The sequence below is a fragment of the Novosphingopyxis baekryungensis DSM 16222 genome, assembly GCF_000420305.1.
In the GTDB taxonomy this organism is placed as follows: domain Bacteria; phylum Pseudomonadota; class Alphaproteobacteria; order Sphingomonadales; family Sphingomonadaceae; genus Novosphingopyxis; species Novosphingopyxis baekryungensis.
In genome coordinates this window covers 12,192-30,978 of record NZ_ATUR01000009.1, presented here as the reverse complement: position 1 = coordinate 30,978, position 18,787 = coordinate 12,192, and the positions used below count along the sequence as shown (strand labels likewise).

At 58.8% G+C, this 18,787-nt stretch carries 14 protein-coding genes; 10 read left to right on the top strand and 4 right to left on the bottom strand.

Features of this window, described 5'->3' with window-relative positions:
• Window positions 1-321: 321 nt before the first annotated feature.
• On the top strand, window positions 322-648 hold the full coding sequence (locus G410_RS0114055; RefSeq protein ID WP_022674305.1) for a multicopper oxidase domain-containing protein: 327 nt from the start codon (window positions 322-324) through the stop codon (window positions 646-648).
• Window positions 649-665: 17 nt separating this feature from the next.
• The gene (locus G410_RS0114050; protein WP_022674304.1) at window positions 666-1,112 is read left to right on the top strand and encodes a DUF411 domain-containing protein; all 447 of its coding nucleotides are present in this window, start codon (window positions 666-668) and stop codon (window positions 1,110-1,112) included.
• A 15-nt stretch (window positions 1,113-1,127) separates the two neighbouring features.
• On the opposite strand, the gene G410_RS0114045 is transcribed toward G410_RS0114050, so the two are convergent.
• Entirely contained in the window at window positions 1,128-1,586 is a 459-nt protein-coding gene (locus tag G410_RS0114045; protein ID WP_022674303.1) for a Cu(I)-responsive transcriptional regulator, read from the bottom strand.
• A gap of 138 nt (window positions 1,587-1,724) precedes the next feature.
• On the opposite strand from G410_RS0114045, the gene G410_RS0114040 reads away from it, so the two are divergent.
• The 8 genes from G410_RS0114040 to G410_RS16950 all read left to right on the top strand — a co-directional run bounded on the left by G410_RS0114040 (window position 1,725) and on the right by G410_RS16950 (window position 12,519).
• Window positions 1,725-1,991: a hypothetical protein gene (locus G410_RS0114040; protein WP_022674302.1), complete on the top strand. Its 267-nt coding sequence runs from the start codon at window positions 1,725-1,727 to the stop codon at window positions 1,989-1,991.
• A gap of 83 nt (window positions 1,992-2,074) precedes the next feature.
• Window positions 2,075-2,371 carry a hypothetical protein gene (locus G410_RS0114035; protein WP_022674301.1) on the top strand — a complete coding sequence of 99 codons (297 nt, stop codon included), beginning with the start codon at window positions 2,075-2,077 and terminating at the stop codon, window positions 2,369-2,371.
• Between the two features lie 656 nt (window positions 2,372-3,027).
• Complete coding sequence (locus tag G410_RS0114020; RefSeq protein ID WP_022674298.1) at window positions 3,028-4,263, top strand: TolC family protein; 1,236 nt, start codon at window positions 3,028-3,030, stop codon at window positions 4,261-4,263.
• Between the two features lie 8 nt (window positions 4,264-4,271).
• A complete protein-coding gene (locus G410_RS0114015; protein WP_022674297.1) occupies window positions 4,272-5,768 on the top strand; it encodes an efflux RND transporter periplasmic adaptor subunit in 1,497 nt (498 codons plus the stop codon).
• A complete protein-coding gene (locus tag G410_RS0114010; RefSeq protein ID WP_022674296.1) occupies window positions 5,765-8,932 on the top strand; it encodes an efflux RND transporter permease subunit in 3,168 nt (1,055 codons plus the stop codon). The genes G410_RS0114015 and G410_RS0114010 overlap by 4 nt, the downstream gene beginning before the upstream one ends.
• Window positions 8,911-9,306, top strand: a complete 396-nt coding sequence (locus G410_RS0114005; RefSeq protein WP_245559373.1) for a copper-binding protein — start codon at window positions 8,911-8,913, stop codon at window positions 9,304-9,306. The genes G410_RS0114010 and G410_RS0114005 overlap by 22 nt, the downstream gene beginning before the upstream one ends.
• A 327-nt stretch (window positions 9,307-9,633) precedes the next feature.
• Window positions 9,634-11,991 (top strand): heavy metal translocating P-type ATPase, encoded by a 2,358-nt coding sequence (locus G410_RS0113995; protein WP_022674294.1) that lies wholly within the window; start codon window positions 9,634-9,636, stop codon window positions 11,989-11,991.
• A 48-nt stretch (window positions 11,992-12,039) separates the two neighbouring features.
• Window positions 12,040-12,519: a hypothetical protein gene (locus tag G410_RS16950; protein WP_022674293.1), complete on the top strand. Its 480-nt coding sequence runs from the start codon at window positions 12,040-12,042 to the stop codon at window positions 12,517-12,519.
• 313 nt (window positions 12,520-12,832) lie between these two features.
• On the opposite strand, the gene G410_RS0113985 is transcribed toward G410_RS16950, so the two are convergent.
• The 3 genes from G410_RS0113985 to lpdA form a co-directional block, all read right to left on the bottom strand.
• Window positions 12,833-15,085, bottom strand: coding sequence for a TonB-dependent receptor family protein (locus G410_RS0113985; RefSeq protein WP_022674292.1), 2,253 nt, complete (start codon window positions 15,083-15,085; stop codon window positions 12,833-12,835).
• A 205-nt stretch (window positions 15,086-15,290) separates the two neighbouring features.
• Window positions 15,291-17,282, bottom strand: coding sequence for a heavy metal translocating P-type ATPase (locus G410_RS16945; RefSeq protein WP_245559372.1), 1,992 nt, complete (start codon window positions 17,280-17,282; stop codon window positions 15,291-15,293).
• 21 nt (window positions 17,283-17,303) lie between these two features.
• The gene (gene lpdA / locus G410_RS0113975; protein ID WP_022674290.1) at window positions 17,304-18,653 is read right to left on the bottom strand and encodes a dihydrolipoyl dehydrogenase; all 1,350 of its coding nucleotides are present in this window, start codon (window positions 18,651-18,653) and stop codon (window positions 17,304-17,306) included.
• Between the last annotated feature and the right edge of the window lie 134 nt (window positions 18,654-18,787).

Sequence of the window (18,787 nt, the reverse complement as noted above, 5' to 3'; positions counted from 1 at the left end):
TGCTGCCAAGCCCCGGCCGTTGGAAAGAGCTGGCCAAGAAATCGCAGCAGCCACGAACCTGACGGCGGCGGTAACCGAGCGGCAACTCTGAATTCGCATATCAAGAGAACCGCATATCCGCAGATAACGGCGGGCCCGATATCGGCGGCGCAGAACTTGGTGAACGATACGCGCGAAGTTTCGTCGTGAAGGAAAATTGTTCTGCACGTGCGTGCGCGTCCTCCATGTAGACGAGTTCCGGGATCTTTCGTGCTCTTGATTGCCGATTTCCATCGGGCGGGGTTGACCTTCCCATGAGGGGAAGGATTACATCACCCCTTGATGGGCTGGACGGTAAATGGCGTTACGGCGACCGGTCATGTGCACGATCCGATTATTACCGCCGCGCGTGGAGAGACACTTCTCCTCGATATGTCGAACGATACCGCCTGGTGGCATCCAATCCACCTGCACGGACACAGCTTCCGGGTGCTGTCTCGCAATGGACGGCCCACACGATATCGCGAATGGCAGGATACCGTGCTCATGGCGCCGCAGGAACGCGTCGAAATCGCGTTCGTCGCGGACAATCCCGGCGACTGGATGTTTCATTGCCATATTCTCGAGCACCAAGCTGCGGGAATGATGGCCACGATTCGAGTGAACTGAAAAGAAAGGAAAACCTGATGCGTTTCTTACAGAAAGTCGCGTTGTCATTTGCGGCGCTAGCCATGATGCCATCGGTTGCGGTGGCCCAGGAAGCAAGACCATTTGCGACAATCTTCAAGAATCCGCAGTGTAGCTGCTGCGAGAGCTACGGCGATTATCTTGAAGCCAGCGGATATGAGGTCAAAATGGTCGCGACGCATGATCTCGCGCTGATCAAAGAGCGACAAGGTGTGCCCGCCGGCCTCGAAGGGTGTCACACGATGCTCATCGGTGGCTATTTCGTGGACGGTCATGTGCCGGTCGACAGCGTCAATCGCCTGCTCCAGGAGCGCCCCCGGATTTCCGGCATTACGCTGCCCGGGATGCCGGCGGGTTCGCCGGGAATGGGCGGCGCAAAGACAGGCACCTGGACGATCACGGGTGTCGCTGCGGATGGCGCGACGAGTGTCTACGCGCGCTACTAAGAGAGATCCGCGAGCCTAGCAGACGCGCTCGAAACCAAACTTGTGCCCGACCTGCTTGGGTCGGGCGGGTTTGGCGGCGTCCGCTAGGTCGTCAAGAATTGGACAATCCGGGCGTTCGTCATTCGTGCAACCATCGAATAGTTGTTCGAGAGCATCGATCATGGAATGGATTTCTGCTGCCTTTGCGCGCAAAGCGCCGAGGTGGCCATCGGCCACTCGCCGAACGTCCTTGCTCGTGCGCGAGTCGTTCCTCCATAAATCCAGAAGCTCGGAAATATCGTCCACAGAGAAGCCCAGATTCCGCGCGCGGCGAATGAAGCGCAAAGTGTGAATATCGGCGGGCGTGTAGAGCCGGTAACCGGAATCTGTCCGCTCCGCCGCCGCGATTAATCCGATTTTTTCGTAATGGCGGATCATCTTGGCCGAGACGCCGCTTGCAGCGGCAGCCTCGCCGATCGTGTGTATGTGTTTCATAAGAACGACCTAACCTTCCAATGGTGGGAATGCAAGATATTTGGCTCGCGATCAATAAATCTTGCCGAAAACCCTTGACCTTCCAATGATGGGAAGCCCTATCCTCTTCGTATCGGTTGATTCGATTAAGGAGAAGAAATGAACATCCCGTCGTCCCGCGCCCTGGTGCCGGTCCCCGCCACCGCCGATCCTTTGCATAAGGAAGCAGGGGGATCTTGTTCTGGTGGCTTGGGCCAACGGCGCAAATGGCTGCTCGCAGCGAGCGCTGTTTTGGCACTCGCTGCGCTTGCGCTCGGATCCATGTGGTTCGGCTTCGCAGCGATTCTTCCGTTTCTCTATGTGCTGCCGTGCCTGGCTATGCTTGCGATGTGCATGCGCAAGAACGGAACATCGACCGAGACGTGATGTCGATACGATTTGCATGGCCGCTCGCACGATGACCCGGAGGTTTGTGCAGCGCGCTATCTGATAACTGAAAGGAAAACACCATGAACAACTTCAAAATCACTGCGCTCGGAGCTCTCGCAACGATTGGTCTCGCATCAGCGGCCATAGCGCAGCCCAAGGTCGATCATCAGCCCAACAGAGCGCAAAGCGCGCAACAACAGGAGCGCGGCGAGATGCGAGGCCAGATGCAGGGTGATATGTCCGGAATGGAAATGTCGGGCATGATGGCCATGATGAATGATCCCGAAATGCGCGCCGAAATGATGGAAATGATGCGCAACTGCAACGAAATGATGAAGAAAAAGCAGGAGCAGATGTCGCAGGGCGAAGAAGGTTAAAACCGGTTGTCAATCTTTGTCGAACGCTTCGACACCCCCCACCTGCCCCGCATTAGCCTGCGGGGCAGGACCCTTTTGCTCATAAAAGCCAGCTAATTTCATGCTATCAGTTAGCCCGAAAACAACGATTTTCCCTTGGCTGAGGCGTCTTGACTTGCGCTTCCCAGCCTCGCCGCGCCGCCCTAGTGGCGGGTGATCGGAATGCTTCGCGCTCTTGGCCTCATTCTGATTGGGTTTGGACTTTTTGTCCAATCGGCAGCTCATGCGTCGGCACTTCCGCAAGAGCCTACAATGGTCGAGGGCCACTGCGATGAAATGCTCACGTCTGTGCCTCAAGATCGAAATGATAAATCGCCTTGCGATGAGCTAGGTATTGATTGCCTTGTTGCGCTGGGCTGTATTCCGCCGCTGGCGATGGGCAACGATGTGTCAGAGGTACGCGCCCTTCCGGCCACACGCCTGCGATTCGCCGACTTCGGCAGCTCTACACCAGGCGAGGCTGGAGTCGGACCGGAACCGCCGCCTCCGCAAGCTGGGGCCTGAAATCGATGCAGGGGAAAACCTGCAAGTTTTGGCTGGACATTCTGCTTGCACTAAAGTCGCTGGCGAATTGTCTTGAACGCGTACCGGTCGCGCCCTCTAGCGGAATGAGATTCATGAAAAGACTACGTTGGACCGCACTCCCGGTTCTGCTGGCTATTGCGCCGGTTAGCTACGCCCAATCGATTGGGTATGAAGAAACGTTGAGAGCCGCCGTGGCCGACCAGCCGCAGGTGAGAGCGCGAGAACTACAACTCGATGCTCGCCGACAAGTCGCAGATGCTGCCGACGAGCTTCCCGATCCGAGACTGCGCGCAGGCGTTCAGAACCTGCCGATCAGCGGCCCGGCCGCATTCGAGCTGGATCGACAGCTTCCCACGCAGATTCAGGTGGGGGTCGAGCAGGAAATCCCAAATCTTGCGAAACGTCGTGCACGAGCCGGAATGGCAGCATCCGATATCGACATTGCCACAGCGCAACTCGCCCATACGCGCCATATGACGCGTCTTGGCGCGGGGGAAGCATGGATTTCGCTCGCTTACACCCAGCAAGCCCTGAATGTTGCCGATGACGCACTTGCGCAGATCGAAAGGCTGGTGCCACTGGCGCGTAGCGCCGTTGCCGCGGGGTCGGCCAGGCCGGGTGAAAGCCTCGAGATTCGCCGTGCCGTTCTGGAAGTCGAGGATATGCGGACGCGCATCGACGCTGACCGTGAGGCGGCGCAGGCCATGCTCGCGCGATATATTGCCGTGCAAAACGCAACGGCGACTGGAAGCATTCCGGCCCCCGATGTCGATGTTGAACAACTTCGGGCGAGCCTGGAATATAATCCTGAAATTATTCTCGCTGTCGCACAGGTGCGCCAAGCCGAGGCGAGGATCGATCTCGCCCGATCGGAAAAGCGGCCAGATTTCGGGATCAATGTCAGTTATGGCAGGCGCGATCCGATGTTCGGTGATGTCGTCTCGGTCATGGGCTCGATTACGCTCCCGATTTTCGCGGGCAGGCGGCAGGATCCAAGGATTGCCGCTGCTGAAGCCGAAGCGACCGCAGCGCAATCGATCCAGCTTGATCGCTTGCGCGAACTGCAAGCGCAATTCGAGGCCGACCTTGCAGCCTGGCGCAGCGCATACCGCCAGTGGCAGCGTGCCACGGAGGAGCTGCTGCCCCTCGCCCAAAGCCGGGCTGATCTCGAACGGGCCAGCTTCGCCGCAAGCCGCGCCGAACTGCTCGATGTAATCGAAGCGATCAAGGCCTTGGCGCTCCTACAAATCGAGATCCTCGAACGCGAGGAAACGACAGTCGAAACCGCCACAACCTTGAGACTGACCTATACGGAGTACCAGCCATGAGAGCTAAAATGGGAGCCGCGTGGGACGGGCTGTCGCAACGCCAGAAGTCCTGGACGATGGCAGCAACGGTCGCACTGATTAGTGTGACGGCCGGATACGGTGTGTCGCAGCTTGGTGAGAGCGGAAGTCAGACAAATGGCAACGGGGGATCATCCAGCGCCGAATGTGATGACGTGCTTTACTGGTACGATCCGATGGTGCCAGCACAACGTTTCGACGAGCCTGGAAAATCGCCGTTCATGGATATGGAACTTGTTCCTAAATGCGCCGGCGAGGAGGCCACCTCCGGGGTTCAGATCGACGCAGGACTTGTCCAGAATTTCGGCATCCGGACCGCCGAAGTCGAATACGGCGTACTTGAGCCGGAAGTGTCTGTTACCGGTATTCTCGCCTATAATGGGCGGGACGTTGCGATTGTCCAGCCAAGGGCTGGTGGCTTTGTCCAACGCACCTATGGCCGCGCTCCAGATGATGTGGTGAGTCGGGGCGCGCCGCTAGCCGATATTCTCGTGCCGGAATGGGGTGGGGCGCAACAGGAATATCTGGCTGTCCTGAACAGCGGCGACGAACAGCTTGCGCAAGCCATGCGCGAGCGCATGCGGCTGCTCGGCATGTCGAATGGGCAGATTTCCTCGGTGGGCCGGACCGGTCGCGCCCAGGCGACGATCACTGTCACTGCGCCGACAGGCGGGGCCATCACCATGCTCGGCGTGCGTCCCGGCATGACCGTGATGGCCGGCCAGACCCTGGCGGAAATAACCGGATTCTCGCCGATCTGGCTCGAGGCATCGGTGCCCGAGACACAAGCAGCGAACATCCGGGTCGGCCAACCGGTCAGCGCAACTCTGACCGCATTTCCCGATGAGAGATTTTCGGGACCGATCATCGCGATCTTGCCGAGTGCACAGGATGCGAGCCGGACAATCACCGTCCGCGCACAATTGCCCAATCCTTCCGGGCGGCTCAAGCCGGGCATGTTCGCGCAGGTCTCGTTGACCCCTGACACCAGGCGCGCTCTGCTGGTGCCTTCCGAAGCGGTGATCCGGACCGGACGCCGGACCATCGTGATGATCAAACAGGACGAGGGCGGGTTCATGCCTGCCGAAGTCCGGATCGGCCGCGAAGCTGGCGGCAGGACCGAAGTACTGGCCGGCCTTTCGCAAGGCGAAGAAGTCGTGACCTCGGGCCAGTTCCTGCTCGATTCCGAAGCAAGCCTGGCAGGACTCGATGTTCGTACGATCGAACAGACAGGCCAGGACCAGGACGGTGAAGACGAGCCAGCGACATTCAGTGCCATAGGCACGATTGAGAAGATTGCCGATGCCTCCGTCACGCTGCGGCACGGGCCCGTCCCGCGGCTAGACTGGCCTGCCATGACGATGACCTTCCGCACGAAGAATGCAGCGCAGATCAGCGGATTCGAGAAGGGCGACAGAGTGCGCTTTACCTTCACGCAGCAGGACGCCGGCCCCCGTATCGAGACCATCAGGAGTGCCGGGCAATGATCGCGCGCATTATCGATGCCTCGATCGCCAATCGACTTTTCATCGTCCTCGCCGCCATAGCTGTGACACTTGGCGGGTTATGGGCCGTCCGCACAACTCCGGTCGATGCTTTGCCCGATCTGTCCGATGTCCAGGTTGTCGTCCGATCCAACTATCCGGGCCAGGCGCCCCGGATAGTCGAGGACCAGGTGACCTACCCGATGGCGACGACCATGCTGTCGGTGCCCGGAGCAAAGACCGTACGCGGCTACTCGATGTTCGGTGACAGCTACGTCTACATCATTTTTGAGGATGGTACCGACCTTTACTGGGCGCGGTCGCGTGTGCTCGAATACCTCAACCAGGTCCAGAATCGCTTGCCCGAGGGTGTTACGAGCACGCTCGGTCCGGATGCGACGGGCGTGGGATGGATTTACGAATATGCCCTTGTCGACCGCACCGGCGGACATGATCTGGCGGGCCTGAGAAGCATTCAGGACTGGTTCCTGCGATACGAGCTCAAGACCATTCCCGGCATCGCGGAAGTGGCGAGTGTCGGAGGCATGGTCAAGCAGTACCAGGTCGTGCTCGATCCTTACCGGATGGCTTCGTTTGGCGTCACCCATGCCGAAATAGTGAACGCCATCCAGTCATCCAATCAAGAAGCCGGTGGTTCGATCGTCGAAATGGGCGAGGCCGAATACATGGTCCGCGCATCAGGCTATCTGACGACGCTGGACGACTTCCGGCAGATCCCCCTCAGGGCCGCAGCAGGAGGCGTGCCTGTCACTGTGGGAGATGTCGCCACAATCCAGGTCGGACCAGAACTGCGTCGCGGCATTGCCGAGCTCAATGGGGAAGGAGAGGTTGCCGGCGGCATTATCGTTCTCAGACAGGGCGCGGACGCTCGCAGTGCAATTCAGGCTGTCGAGGAAAAACTGGACGAGTTGCAGGCGAGCCTTCCCGAAGGTGTCGAAATCGTCACGACCTACGACCGTTCGCAACTTATCGACGCCTCGGTGGAGAATTTGACGACCAAGCTGATCGAGGAGTTCATCGTCGTCGCGCTCGTATGCGCGCTTTTCCTGTGGCACGCGCGCTCGGCGCTGGTCGCGATCATAACCCTTCCCCTGGGCGTGCTGGCGGCGTTCATCGTGATGCGTTTCCAGGGGGTGAATGCCAATATCATGTCGCTGGGCGGGATCGCGATTGCGGTCGGCGCCATGGTCGATGCCGCCGTTGTGATGATCGAAAACGCGCACAAGCATCTCGAGCGGTGGGAGCATGAAAACCCCGGCACAGTGCTTTCGGTCAAGGAGCGCTGGCGCATCATTGCTGATGCTTCGAAGGAGGTCGGACCCGCGCTGTTTTTCAGCCTTCTGATCATAACCTTGTCCTTCCTGCCTGTGTTCACTCTGCAAGCTCAGGAAGGTCGCCTCTTTGCTCCGCTTGCCTTCACAAAGACCTATGCCATGGCGGCCGCTGCTCTGCTCTCGATAACGCTGGTTCCGGTGATGATGGGTTGGCTGATCAGGGGTAAAATCCCGTCAGAGGATTCCAACTTCCTCAATCGCGGATTGACCAAGATTTACCGACCGGGTCTTAATTGGGTCATGCGCTGGCCCAAAGCCACGCTCGCGATTGCAGGCGCTATCTTCCTCACCACGCTGATTCCCTTCTCGCAGCTCGGCGGGGAGTTTCTCCCGCCGCTCGACGAGGGCGATCTGCTTTACATGCCCAGCGCCCTTCCCGGTCTTTCACCGGGCGAGGCCTCAGCGCTGCTGCAGCGTACCGACAGGCTTATCAAGTCGGTGCCGGAGGTTGAGACAGTTTTCGGCAAGGCCGGTCGCGCGGATACGGCCACCGATCCGGCACCGCTTACCATGTTCGAAACCACAATCCGGTTCCGGCCGCGTGAGGAATGGCGCGAAGGCATGACCTCGGACCTGCTGATCGAAGAACTCGACAGAATTGTACAGGTGCCCGGTCTCGCCAACGTCTGGGTACCACCGATCCGTAACCGCATCGATATGCTTGCGACCGGGATCAAGAGCCCGATCGGGGTCAAGGTGTCGGGCGAGGATCTTGCCGAGATCGAACGTGTAGCGCTCGAGGTAGAGGGTGTTGCCAAAACAATTCCCGGCGTCAGTTCGGCACTAGCCGAGAGGCTTTCGGGCGGACGCTACGTTGATGTTGATATCAATCGTTCTGCGGCGGCAAGATACGGCCTCAAGATCACCGACATCCAGCAGATCGTCTCGGGCGCCATTGGCGGGGCCAATATTGGCCGAACGGTTGAAGGCCTGGCGCGCTATCCGATCAATGTGCGCTACCCCCGTGAAATTCGCGACAGCGTCGACGAATTGCGAACCTTGCCCCTGCTGACCCCGTCGGGACAACAGATTACACTCGGCACGGTCGCACGGATCGGCGTCAGCGATGGCCCCCCCATGCTCAAGAGCGAGCAGGGGCGCTTGACCAGCTACATCTATGTGGATGTGCGCGACCGCGATCTTACATCGGTGGTTGCCGACCTCCAGGAAGCCGTTGCCGCGGGCGTCAATCTCCCGGCCGGCGTCAGTCTGTCCTACGCGGGTCAATTCGAATATCTCACCCGGGCGTACGAGCGGTTGCAGATTGTCGTACCCGCCACACTCGTGATTATCTTCCTGCTGCTCTATCTGATCTTCAGAAGATGGGACGAGGCAATGCTCATTATGGGTACGCTGCCATTCGCCCTGTCAGGTGGCTACTGGCTCCTTTACCTGATGGGCTACAACCAGTCTGTAGCCACTGCCGTCGGGTTCATTGCGCTGGCCGGTGTATCGGCAGAGTTCGGCGTGATCATGCTGATCTATCTCAAGGCAGCCCTCGAGAGACGAAGTGGCGATATGAGCGCCGAGGAAGTGGATCAGGCGATCCGCGAAGGGGCGCTCTTGCGTGTCCGACCCAAGGCGATGACCGTAGCGGTTATCCTTGCGGGTCTGTTCCCGATCTTGATCGGAACCGGAGCTGGCTCGGAGGTGATGAGCCGGATCGCGGCACCGATGATCGGCGGTATGATTACCGCGCCGCTCCTGTCCATGTTCGTACTTCCCGCCGCATATTTGTTGTTGCGGCGGCCCCGTCCGGAAAAACCGGTCAATCCCCAAGGAGAAGAAGAATGCGTACCACAACTTACCTGACTCTATTGGCTGCTCCGCTGGCCCTTGCTGCCTGCGACAATGCCAGCGAAACAGCCGAGCCGTCCGAAACGATGATGTCCGAGGGCATGGCGGATGCCGACAGCATGCCGATGGGGGATGACATGGCGATGATGGATCCCGCCGAAGCGGGTCAAGCGGGAAGCGGCGAAGGCTCGGTTACGGAAATCGACGAAGCCGATGGCAAGGTTACGATCGACCACGGTCCGATCGCTGCGGTTGGCTGGCCAGCGATGACAATGGCCTTCTCCGCAGACGAGGCCACCATCGACAAGGTCGCAGTCGGCGATCGCGTCACCTTTGAATTTCGAACCACAGAAAGCGGCGGCGAACTGACCGCGATCTCCAAGCAGTAATGGGTGGCCTGCGCTGCACCGGAAGTTGGCGCGGCGCAGGCTCCGGAGCTTCTTGAGCATGAGGCAGTTATCGATACGAAAGATGATGATGAACTGCGATGGAATGATGCAAAACCCCGTGATGATGCTTGCAATGGGTGTGGTCTGGATTGGTTTGCTGGGATTAATAACACTCGGGATCTTCGCATTCATAAAATATCTCAAGTCATGAGCGGACCTCGTGTGTCTACGGGCAAACCTTTGGCGGGCTCAGCTATTCGGCCATTGTCGAAGACCTGGTGCTCCGACAGAGTATTCAAACGACGCGCTCTTAATAGGGAATAACAAATGACCGAGACTTTTTCCGACGCGGCTGACAAGCCGGTCCCCAGCGGAACTGCCGTCGATCCGGTCTGCGGCATGAGCGTAGCAATCGAGGGTGCCAGCTTCGTCCACGAGCACGAAAACTCACAGCATTATTTCTGCTCTTCGCGCTGCCTTGACAAATTTCGGGCCGATCCAGAGCTCTATCTTTCGAACGCGCACCTCGATGCGGTCGAAGATGTTCCGGAAGGCGCAATCTACACCTGCCCAATGCACCCTGAAATCCGCCAGCCGGGTCCGGGCTCCTGTCCGATCTGCGGAATGGCGCTTGAACCCGAGACGGTTACCCTCAATGAAGGGCCCGATCCCGAGCTTGTGGACATGCGTCGCCGATTCTGGTGGAGCACGCTCTTTACCGTCCCGTTATTTGCCTATGCCATGGGCGATCTCATTCCCTCCAGGCCGTTCGACAGCCTGATCGAGCCTGCCTGGGCACAATGGATCCAACTTCTGCTCGCAACGCCAGTCGTCCTTTGGGGAGGCTGGCCGTTCTTCGTGCGAGCGATCCAGTCGGTGCGGACGATGAACCTTAATATGTTCACGCTGATCGGCTTCGGTGTTGCGATCGCCTATTTCTTCAGTGTGGTGGCTACGCTGGTCCCCGGTATCTTTCCCGATGCCTTCCGGGACGAGGGAGGCCGGGTCGCTGTATATTTCGAGGCTGCGGCGGTGATCACGACGCTCGTCTTGCTGGGACAGGTGCTCGAATTGAAGGCGCGCGGCTCCACCTCGAGCGCGCTGCGAGCGCTTCTCGAACTGGCGCCTCCAACCGCGATGAAGATCTTCGGAAGGGGTGACGAGCGCGAAGTGCCGCTCGATCAGTTGTCATCGAATGACCTTCTACGCGTCCGGCCCGGCGACAAGGTCCCCGTGGACGGCACAATCGAAGACGGTAGCAGCGCGGTCGACGAATCAATGATCAGCGGCGAACCTCTTCCCGTCAGGAAGGGCGCAGGTGACACGGTCATCGGCGGTACCGTCAACCAGACGGGCAGCTTCACCATGCGCGCAACCCGGGTTGGCGCGGACACCATGCTGTCAAAGATTGTCCAGATGGTTGCAGAGGCACAGCGCAGCCGGGCGCCGATCCAGCGCCTGGCCGACCAGGTAACCTCATGGTTCGTGCCGGTCGTCGTTGTGGTCGCAGTGATTGCCTTCATCGTGTGGGCTATATGGGGGCCCGCTCCGGCGCTCGCCTATGCACTGATCAACGCTATCGCAGTCCTGATCATCGCCTGTCCGTGTGCCCTGGGGCTCGCCACGCCGATGTCGATCATGACGGGCACCGGCAAGGGGGCGCAGCACGGTATTCTGATCAAGAACGCCGAGGCCCTCGAAACTCTGGAGAAGATCGACACGCTGGTCGTGGACAAGACCGGTACGCTTACACTGGGCAAGCCGGACCTTGTCAGCGTCATCGTGCAGCCGGGTTACGACGAAACCGAGATGCTTGGGTTGGTCGCCGCAGTAGAAAGAGGAAGCGAACACCCGCTCGCGCATGCGATTGTCGAAGGCGCGAAGAAGCGAGGTGCGCCAGTTCAGGACGCCTCCGAGATCGATTCCGTGACCGGAGAAGGTATCCAGGGCTTCGTCAATGATCGAAAGGTTGCCATTGGCAATGACAAGCTGATGCAGCGCATCGGTGCCCTTAACGAGGAATGGCGTTCGTCCGCCGAGAAAGGCAGGCAGCTTGGCCACACCGTCATGTTTGTTGCGGTTGATGGAAAGCCGGCAGGCCTTATTGCGGTCGCCGATCCGATCAAGGAGACTAGTCGTACCGCAATTGCAGAGCTCCACGCCCGAGGAATACGCGTCGTCATGCTTACCGGGGACAGCCGAGCGACTGCGCAAGCGGTCGCTGAGCAGGTCGATATCGATGAGGTTCATGCAAATGTCTCTCCCGAGGAGAAGCACAGCAAGGTCGAGGAGCTGAAGAACGCCGGTCGACGCGTCGCAATGGCCGGCGACGGTATCAACGATGCACCGGCCCTTGCCGCAGCGCATGTCGGGATTGCTATGGGAACAGGCACCGACGTTGCCATTGAGAGCGCCGGAGTAACTCTTGTCCGCGGCGATCTCGTGGGCGTGGTACAAGCCATTGTCTTGTCTCGCGCAACGATGCGCAATATCAGACAGAATCTGTTCTTCGCCTTCGGATACAATGCGATCGGCATACCGATCGCAGCTGGGGTTCTCTATCCGTGGTTCGGGCTACTTCTCAGTCCGATGATTGCCGCTGCCGCGATGAGCCTGTCATCGGTCTCGGTAATCGGAAATGCATTGAGACTGCGGGCCGTTACTCTTCCCCGCTTCCAAGCATGACAAAGAGGCTACCAAGCAAATGAGATACAAAGTGCTGAATGAACGACAATGAACTTACACCAGACTTCGTATGGAGAGGGCCGGCGCATCTGGCGCGGTGCGCATCCCGTCCTGTGGGTCGCGATCTTCGGGGCGTTGATTGCCTTTGCCTGGGAGATGCTTCAGCTGCCGTTCTACGGGACCGGGGAGCTCAGCCCCGCGGAAGTGGCCTATCGGTGCGGTCTCGCATCGTTCGGTGATTCCGGTATCATGGTCGCTTCCTATCTGGGCGCGTCGCTCGGAAACGGTCGAACCCCCTGGATCGTCGAATGGCCGATCTCCCGCTTTCTGGTCTACCTGGGCATCGGCCTGGCCATCACCTCAATCGTCGAGATACTCGCCGTGGGAGCCGACTGGGGTTGGACGTACAGCTCTGTCATGCCGCTTGTCCCTGGAACCAACATCGGTCTGGTCCCCATCATCATGTGGATTATTGTTCCTTCCGCGAGCTTGTGGCTTGCGCGCAGAATCGGCGTCGGACCTAGTTAACACGAGGGGTCTGAGCCAATGCTCGCTAGCGGGCAGCTTCTCTCGACGCAGGGCCACGCGAGCGATGGCCTGCCCGAAATCCGATCACGAGCATGAGCAATACGAGCTAAGCTGCAACGGTTTCAGCCGAAGGATAGAAATCGAGTTCTGCAAAGGGGGGGGCGCAACAGCCTCGCTGCGGACCTTCCCTCTCTGCCGAACCATTGCTGCATTTGATTTACGGCTAAAATAGGCTTTCAACTTAGTTCACGCCTGCAAGCACGCAAAAGGAAGACGGGTGCGAATATCAACGCGACAAGCCTTATGCGGCATTCTAAAAGCTGACCCTCGCACCACCGACGAACCGCTGTGGCACCCCGGGACGCAGACCGAGGGGGCGCCGACTGACTGCGTATTGGTCATCGAATAGGTTATCGACCCGCGCAAACAGGGCGATCCTGTCTGTCAGAGCGAAATTCCCCGCAAGATCAAAGATGATCCGCTCATCCACTACATCGACTACCCCGATAGCACCGCTTCCGGGATCATCCCGCAGATCCGAAACATAGTTGGCGCCCAGGGTGGCTGCGGCGCGTCCTACGCTTACGCCGGCTTCGAAATAAACTTGATGCCGAGCGATATAGGGAAGGGCATCGCCTTCGTTCACATTGCCGAAAAAGTCGCTTTCGAAGCTGCTGTCGAATTTTGCGTCCGTGAATGTATAGGCGAGAGACATGGGGAACGAGATTGTGTCGGAGGCGCGTGGCTCGGTCGCTATCGAGAATTCCAGGCCCTGAACCGTTACCGCACCGCCATTAAACTGATCGCCGATATCACCGGTGGTGCAGCCCACGGATTGGGTGCAGTTGCCAAGCAGATTGGAATAGTCGTTGTAGAAGCCGATGGCAGAAACCTGGATTTCGTCGGTCCGATAGCGGACCCCCGCCTCGTAATTCCAGCTTTTCTCGGCGCGCGCGTCGGGATTGCCCGGTCCGGGAGGGGAGAAGCCGCGCGACACTCCTGCCAGCAGGATTGCATCGCCCATTTCGTAAGTAGCGCCCAGAGCAGGTAGCCACTGGTCGATATTGGTCCGGCGAACGCGGGTAGGACCGGTGGATCGATCCGGGTCCGATCCGGCGTAGTCCAACCGGGTCAAATCGATCCCTTCATACCTCAAGCCGGGTGTCAGCGTGAGCGCGCCAATCTCGATCCGGTCTTCTACGTAGAAGGCGATCGCCGTCGCTTTCGCCTCCCGGTTGGCCTGCTGGCCGATATCGGTCTGACGCTCAAAGACCAGCTCGCCACCGATCTGGGAGTAGAATTCCTCGTTTTGCAGCCTATCCTCCTCATCCTCGTGATAGCGGATCGACACCGCAAGGTTGTGGCGTAATGCGCCAGTCTCGAACGGCCGTTCCAGTGAGATCTGAGCGCCTTCGCTACGATAGACGCGATTGTTGTTGCGGATGCGGACTGCACCGCTCGCAGTGTCGGCTCCGCGCAGAATGCCGAGTGCCTCGGCATTGTCATCGGGGTTATCGAACACCGATTGAATCGAATCGAAGCTACCGTCTCCATCGAAGTCGATATCCTGAAGTTTTGACCAGGTGCGACTGAAGTCATTGCGATACAGCGTGGCGGTTATTCTCGTTTCGTCGGCAAACGATAGCCTGCCAATGACGCGATATTGGTCATGCTCTCCGGTGAACGCGTCGCGCTGGCTAGCGGCGTAGCGGCGATAGGGATCTGCCGCGAAGTCGGCATCGGCCAGCCCAAGATAGGTCTCACTGGCCTCAAGGTCCGATCGACCATAGACAAACTCCAGTCGCGCTTCGACAGGCGCGTCCGGTGCGGTGTGAACAGCAAAACGCCCACGGTAATCCTGTCGCTCGAAGCCAGTGTCCGCGTCTGGAAACCCATCAATCGTTTTGAAGCCGTCGCCGCCCTGCTGATAGGTTTCGATCAGCGCTCCGACATAGTCGGTGTCACCGCCGATCCAGGCCTGCCCCTGATAGTAGCCGCGCGAACCGTATTGGCCTGATGCGTAGCCTGCCAATTCGTCGGTCGGAATATCGGTCGACCGGAGGTTGACCGCTCCGCCAATCGTACGGGGGCCATAGCGAATAGCAGCAGCGCCTTTCGTAACCTCGACCGCTTGCATACGTCCGATGGCCGGGAAATAGTAAGCGGCCGGAGCAGCATAGGGAGCAGGCGCAATCAGAACGCCGTCTTCCATCAGAGTAATATTGCTTGAGCGTTCGACCGGACTGCCGCGCAGACCGATGTTCGGGAACAGGCCGAACCCATCTTCTTCCTGCGTATTAACGCCGGGAACCTGCCGCAGGACGCGGTTTACGTCGCCGTGATCGAACCGGCGCAAATCCTCGGTGTCGATCAGATCGGCCGAGCCCGCGATGCGATAGGGATCAATATGGCCGCCGATCACGATGATAGACCCGCTCGTATTATCTTCGCGGTCGGCCGCAATTTGCTCGGCTCCGCTCTTTTCGCTCTCAGGCCCGGTATGTTCCTGGGCCAACGCAGGGGTGGATAGGGCGATCGCCAAGGACGAGACGGCGGCACGATACATAAAGACTTCCTGTTCTCCGGGTTTGGAGACCGATCCCTACCTTTGTTGCAAATGACTCGCAAGAGCAAAAAGACCTTTTCGAGGTTTTCCGTAGCGGGTAAATTTGCGGTTTTGCAGTGTAAGTAGGCAGCTATCTGCGGAATGGATTTTGTGGAGCTATTGGCCGCTCTCCTGCGCTTGACCATCTCAAGCGCATCGGCCGGGTCTACCCGTCCTTGTATGCAAGCAATCGCAGAGCATTGAACACGACCAGCAAAGTCGATCCCTCATGTGCTATGACTGCCGGGCCGATACCCAGGCCGAAGATCGTCGCCGGAACGAGGATCGCTACGATGCCTAAACTGACATAAACGTTCTGCCTGATTATCGCTCGCGATTGGCGCGAGAGCCCGACAGCAAACGGAAGGTGGCGAAGATCGTCAGCCATCAGGGCGACATCGGCTGTTTCAAGCGCGACGTCCGATCCTGCCGCCCCCATTGCGATGCCAACGGTAGCCTTAGCCATCGCTGGCGCATCGTTTACACCATCGCCGACCATTGCAACTTTTGCTTCGCGGCTGAGCGCGTCGATCGTATCGACCTTGTCCTGCGGCATCAGATCGCCGCGGGCTTCGTCGAGACCAACCTCTCGGCCGATTGCCTCCGCCACTTTGGTGTGATCGCCGGAAATCATCAGCATCCGCTCGATCCCCAATGAGCGCAGCTCTGCAAGCGCCTCGCTTGCACCTTCACGCGCCGTATCCATCAAACCGATAACGCCTAGGTCGCGATCACCGAGACGCACCGCCATCGTTGTTCGGCCTTGCTCGCGCAGCCGGGCAATTGCATCTGCCGCCGCAAGGTCTAGTGGCTCGATCCCCTCAGCTCCGAACATCTCGGCCTTACCGATCCACGCGGTTTCGCCGTTCAGCTGGGCGATCACGCCTCGACCTGTAAGGCTTTTCAGATCAGAAGCTTTCGCTAAATCCTGCCCTTTTAGCCGATCCAAGCCGTCGCGGACAACGGCCTGCGCCAAAGGATGATCGCTCAAGCGTTCGACAGCAACAGCGACCGAGAGCAATTGCTCTTCAGATGCCGCGCCGATGGGGATCACATCCGTGATGCGGGGCTCGCCCTCGGTAAGCGTCCCGGTCTTGTCGAAAGCCATAGCCTTCAGCGTGCCGAGATCCTCGAGCGCTGCACCGCCCTTTATGAGCACTCCGCCGCGTGCAGCGCGCCCAATGCCGGAAAGGACCGCGCTCGGTGTGGCAATGGCCAATGCGCATGGGCTGGCTGCCACGAGAACAGCCATGGAGCGATAGAAACTCTCACTGAATGGCTCGTCAATCACGAACGGGGCGAAGAGCAGCAATACAGCCAGCGCCAGCACCAGCGGCACGAATATTCGTTCGAACTTATCGGTCATCCGCTGTGTGGGAGAGCGCTCGGTCTCCGCCGTCGCCACCAGCTCGGCAACCTTGCTGAGCGTGCTCTCGCTCGCTTTGCGCGTGACTTCGATCTCAAGCGCGCCGCTACCATTGATCGTGCCTGCGAACACTTGCGATTGGGCTGCGATCGCCGTGGTGTTTTGTCGAGCTATTGCCCGATCAGAAACCGGTCGCTTGTCCACGGGTATACTTTCACCGGTGACCGGTGCCTGATTGATCGCAGATTGGCCATCGATAACAAAACCGTCAGCCGCAAGGCGCTCGTTAGGCCTCACAAGCACCACATCTCCGACCACCATTTCCTCCACCGACACAGTAACTTGTTCGCCAGCGCGCAGCAGCGTGGCCGTGTCGGGAGCAAGCTCCGCCAGCGCATCGATGGCACGCTTGGCGCGGCCCATCGCATAATTTTCGAGCGCATGACCGATACTGAACAAGAACAGCAGCAGAGCGCCTTCGGCGAATTCCCCTAGGATCGCTGCGCCGGTCGCAGCGACCAGCATCAGGGAGTCGATCTTGAACTTGCGTGCCCGCGCGTTGTCGATCGCTTCCTTGAGGGTATAGAAACCCCCGAAGAAATAGGCAGCTACGTAACAAGCTAGCGGGGCCCAGTCTGGACCGCTCTCGACCAGCTTTTCAATGGTAAAGCCAACCGCGAGGAAGGCACCGGATAGCAAAGCAAATATGAGCTCGGTGCGTTCCCCGAAGATTCCGCCATGGGCATGTTCGTGAGCGGCACCATTCGGTGGGCCTGATGTTTTGTCGTTCAACTTCGTTTCCAATGATTGTCGTTAGATATGCATTCCCTGGCCTAGCAGGACCAAAGCGGCTTCCTTGATCGATTCCGGTAAAGTCGGGTGCGCATGTACTGTGAGCGCCAGATCTTCGCTGGAACCGCCGAACTCCATCGCCACCACAGCCTCGTGAATTATACTCCCCGCCTCAGGACCCACGATATGAATACCGAGCAGCCGGTCGCTGTTGGCGTCAGCGAGAATTTTTGTGAGGCCGCGAGTGTCGCCATTGCAGCGAGCTCTGCTGTTAGCAGAAAATGGAAATGTACCGCTTTTGTAAGCGATGCCTTGCGCCTGAAGCTCTTCTTCAGTCTTTCCAACGCTCGCGACCTCCGGAGAGGTGTAAATCACCGAAGGGACTGTATTGTAGTCCACTCCCGGATATTGGCCCGCAAGGCCTTCCGCGCATCGCACACCATCAAGGGTCGACTTGTGCGCCAGCATCGGTCCCGGAATGACATCACCAACCGCGAAGATGTTTGCGACATTGGTCTCGAACCTTGGCCCGACCGGAATCCTTCCCCGCTCGTCAAGTTCAACACCAACGACATCAAGACCCAAGCCAGCTGTGTAGGCCTGACGTCCAATGGAAACGAGAAGAGCATCGGCGGTGATCTGATCGACATCACCGCCGTCAACGGTTTCGCAACTTATCTTGACCTTCTTACGCGCGCGCTCGGCGCCCGTGACCTTTGTGCCGAAACGGAATTCCAGCCCTTGCTGGCGCAAGAGTTTCTCAAACTCTCGCGCGATTTCGCGGTCCATTGAAGGGACTATTCCTTCAGCATATTCGATGACTGTGACCTTGGCTCCAAGCCGCCGCCACACCGAGCCAAGCTCCAAGCCGATGTATCCGGCTCCCACGACGACAAGATGCTCGGGCACTTCCTGCAGTTCCAGGGCACCGGTAGAAGAAAGGATCCGCTCTTCATCGATGTCCACGCCCGGCAGCCCAGCGACTTCCGAACCTGTCGCGATGATAATCGCGCGCTTTGCAGTCAGCAATTGCGTGCCACCAGCGGCCAGGTCAACGCGGACGGTATCGTTTGCCTCGAATTTGGCACTTCCCTCAATCCGCTCCACGCCATTTTTCTTGAGCAGATATTGAACGCCTTTGGTCAGCTTTTCGACAACGTCCGATTTTCGGGCGAGCATCTTGTCCAGTTTGAGCGAGACGTCGCCGATTTCAATACCGTGCTCTTCAAAGCCCGAACGGGCTTCGGCCAGCAGATTCGTTGATTGCAGCATGGCTTTTGAAGGTATGCAACCCACGTTGAGGCAGGTTCCTCCAAGAGTGGACCGTCGCTCAATACAGGCGACCTTCATTCCCAATTGCGCAGCCCTCATTGCAGCCGGGTAGCCGCCTGTGCCTGCGCCAATCACGATGACATCATACCTATCGGTCAAGGATCGTCCTTTCTTGAGTGCGTTTCGTTACTATTGTGCCGCCGAACCGAGTTCCGAGCCCCGGTCCGAATTTT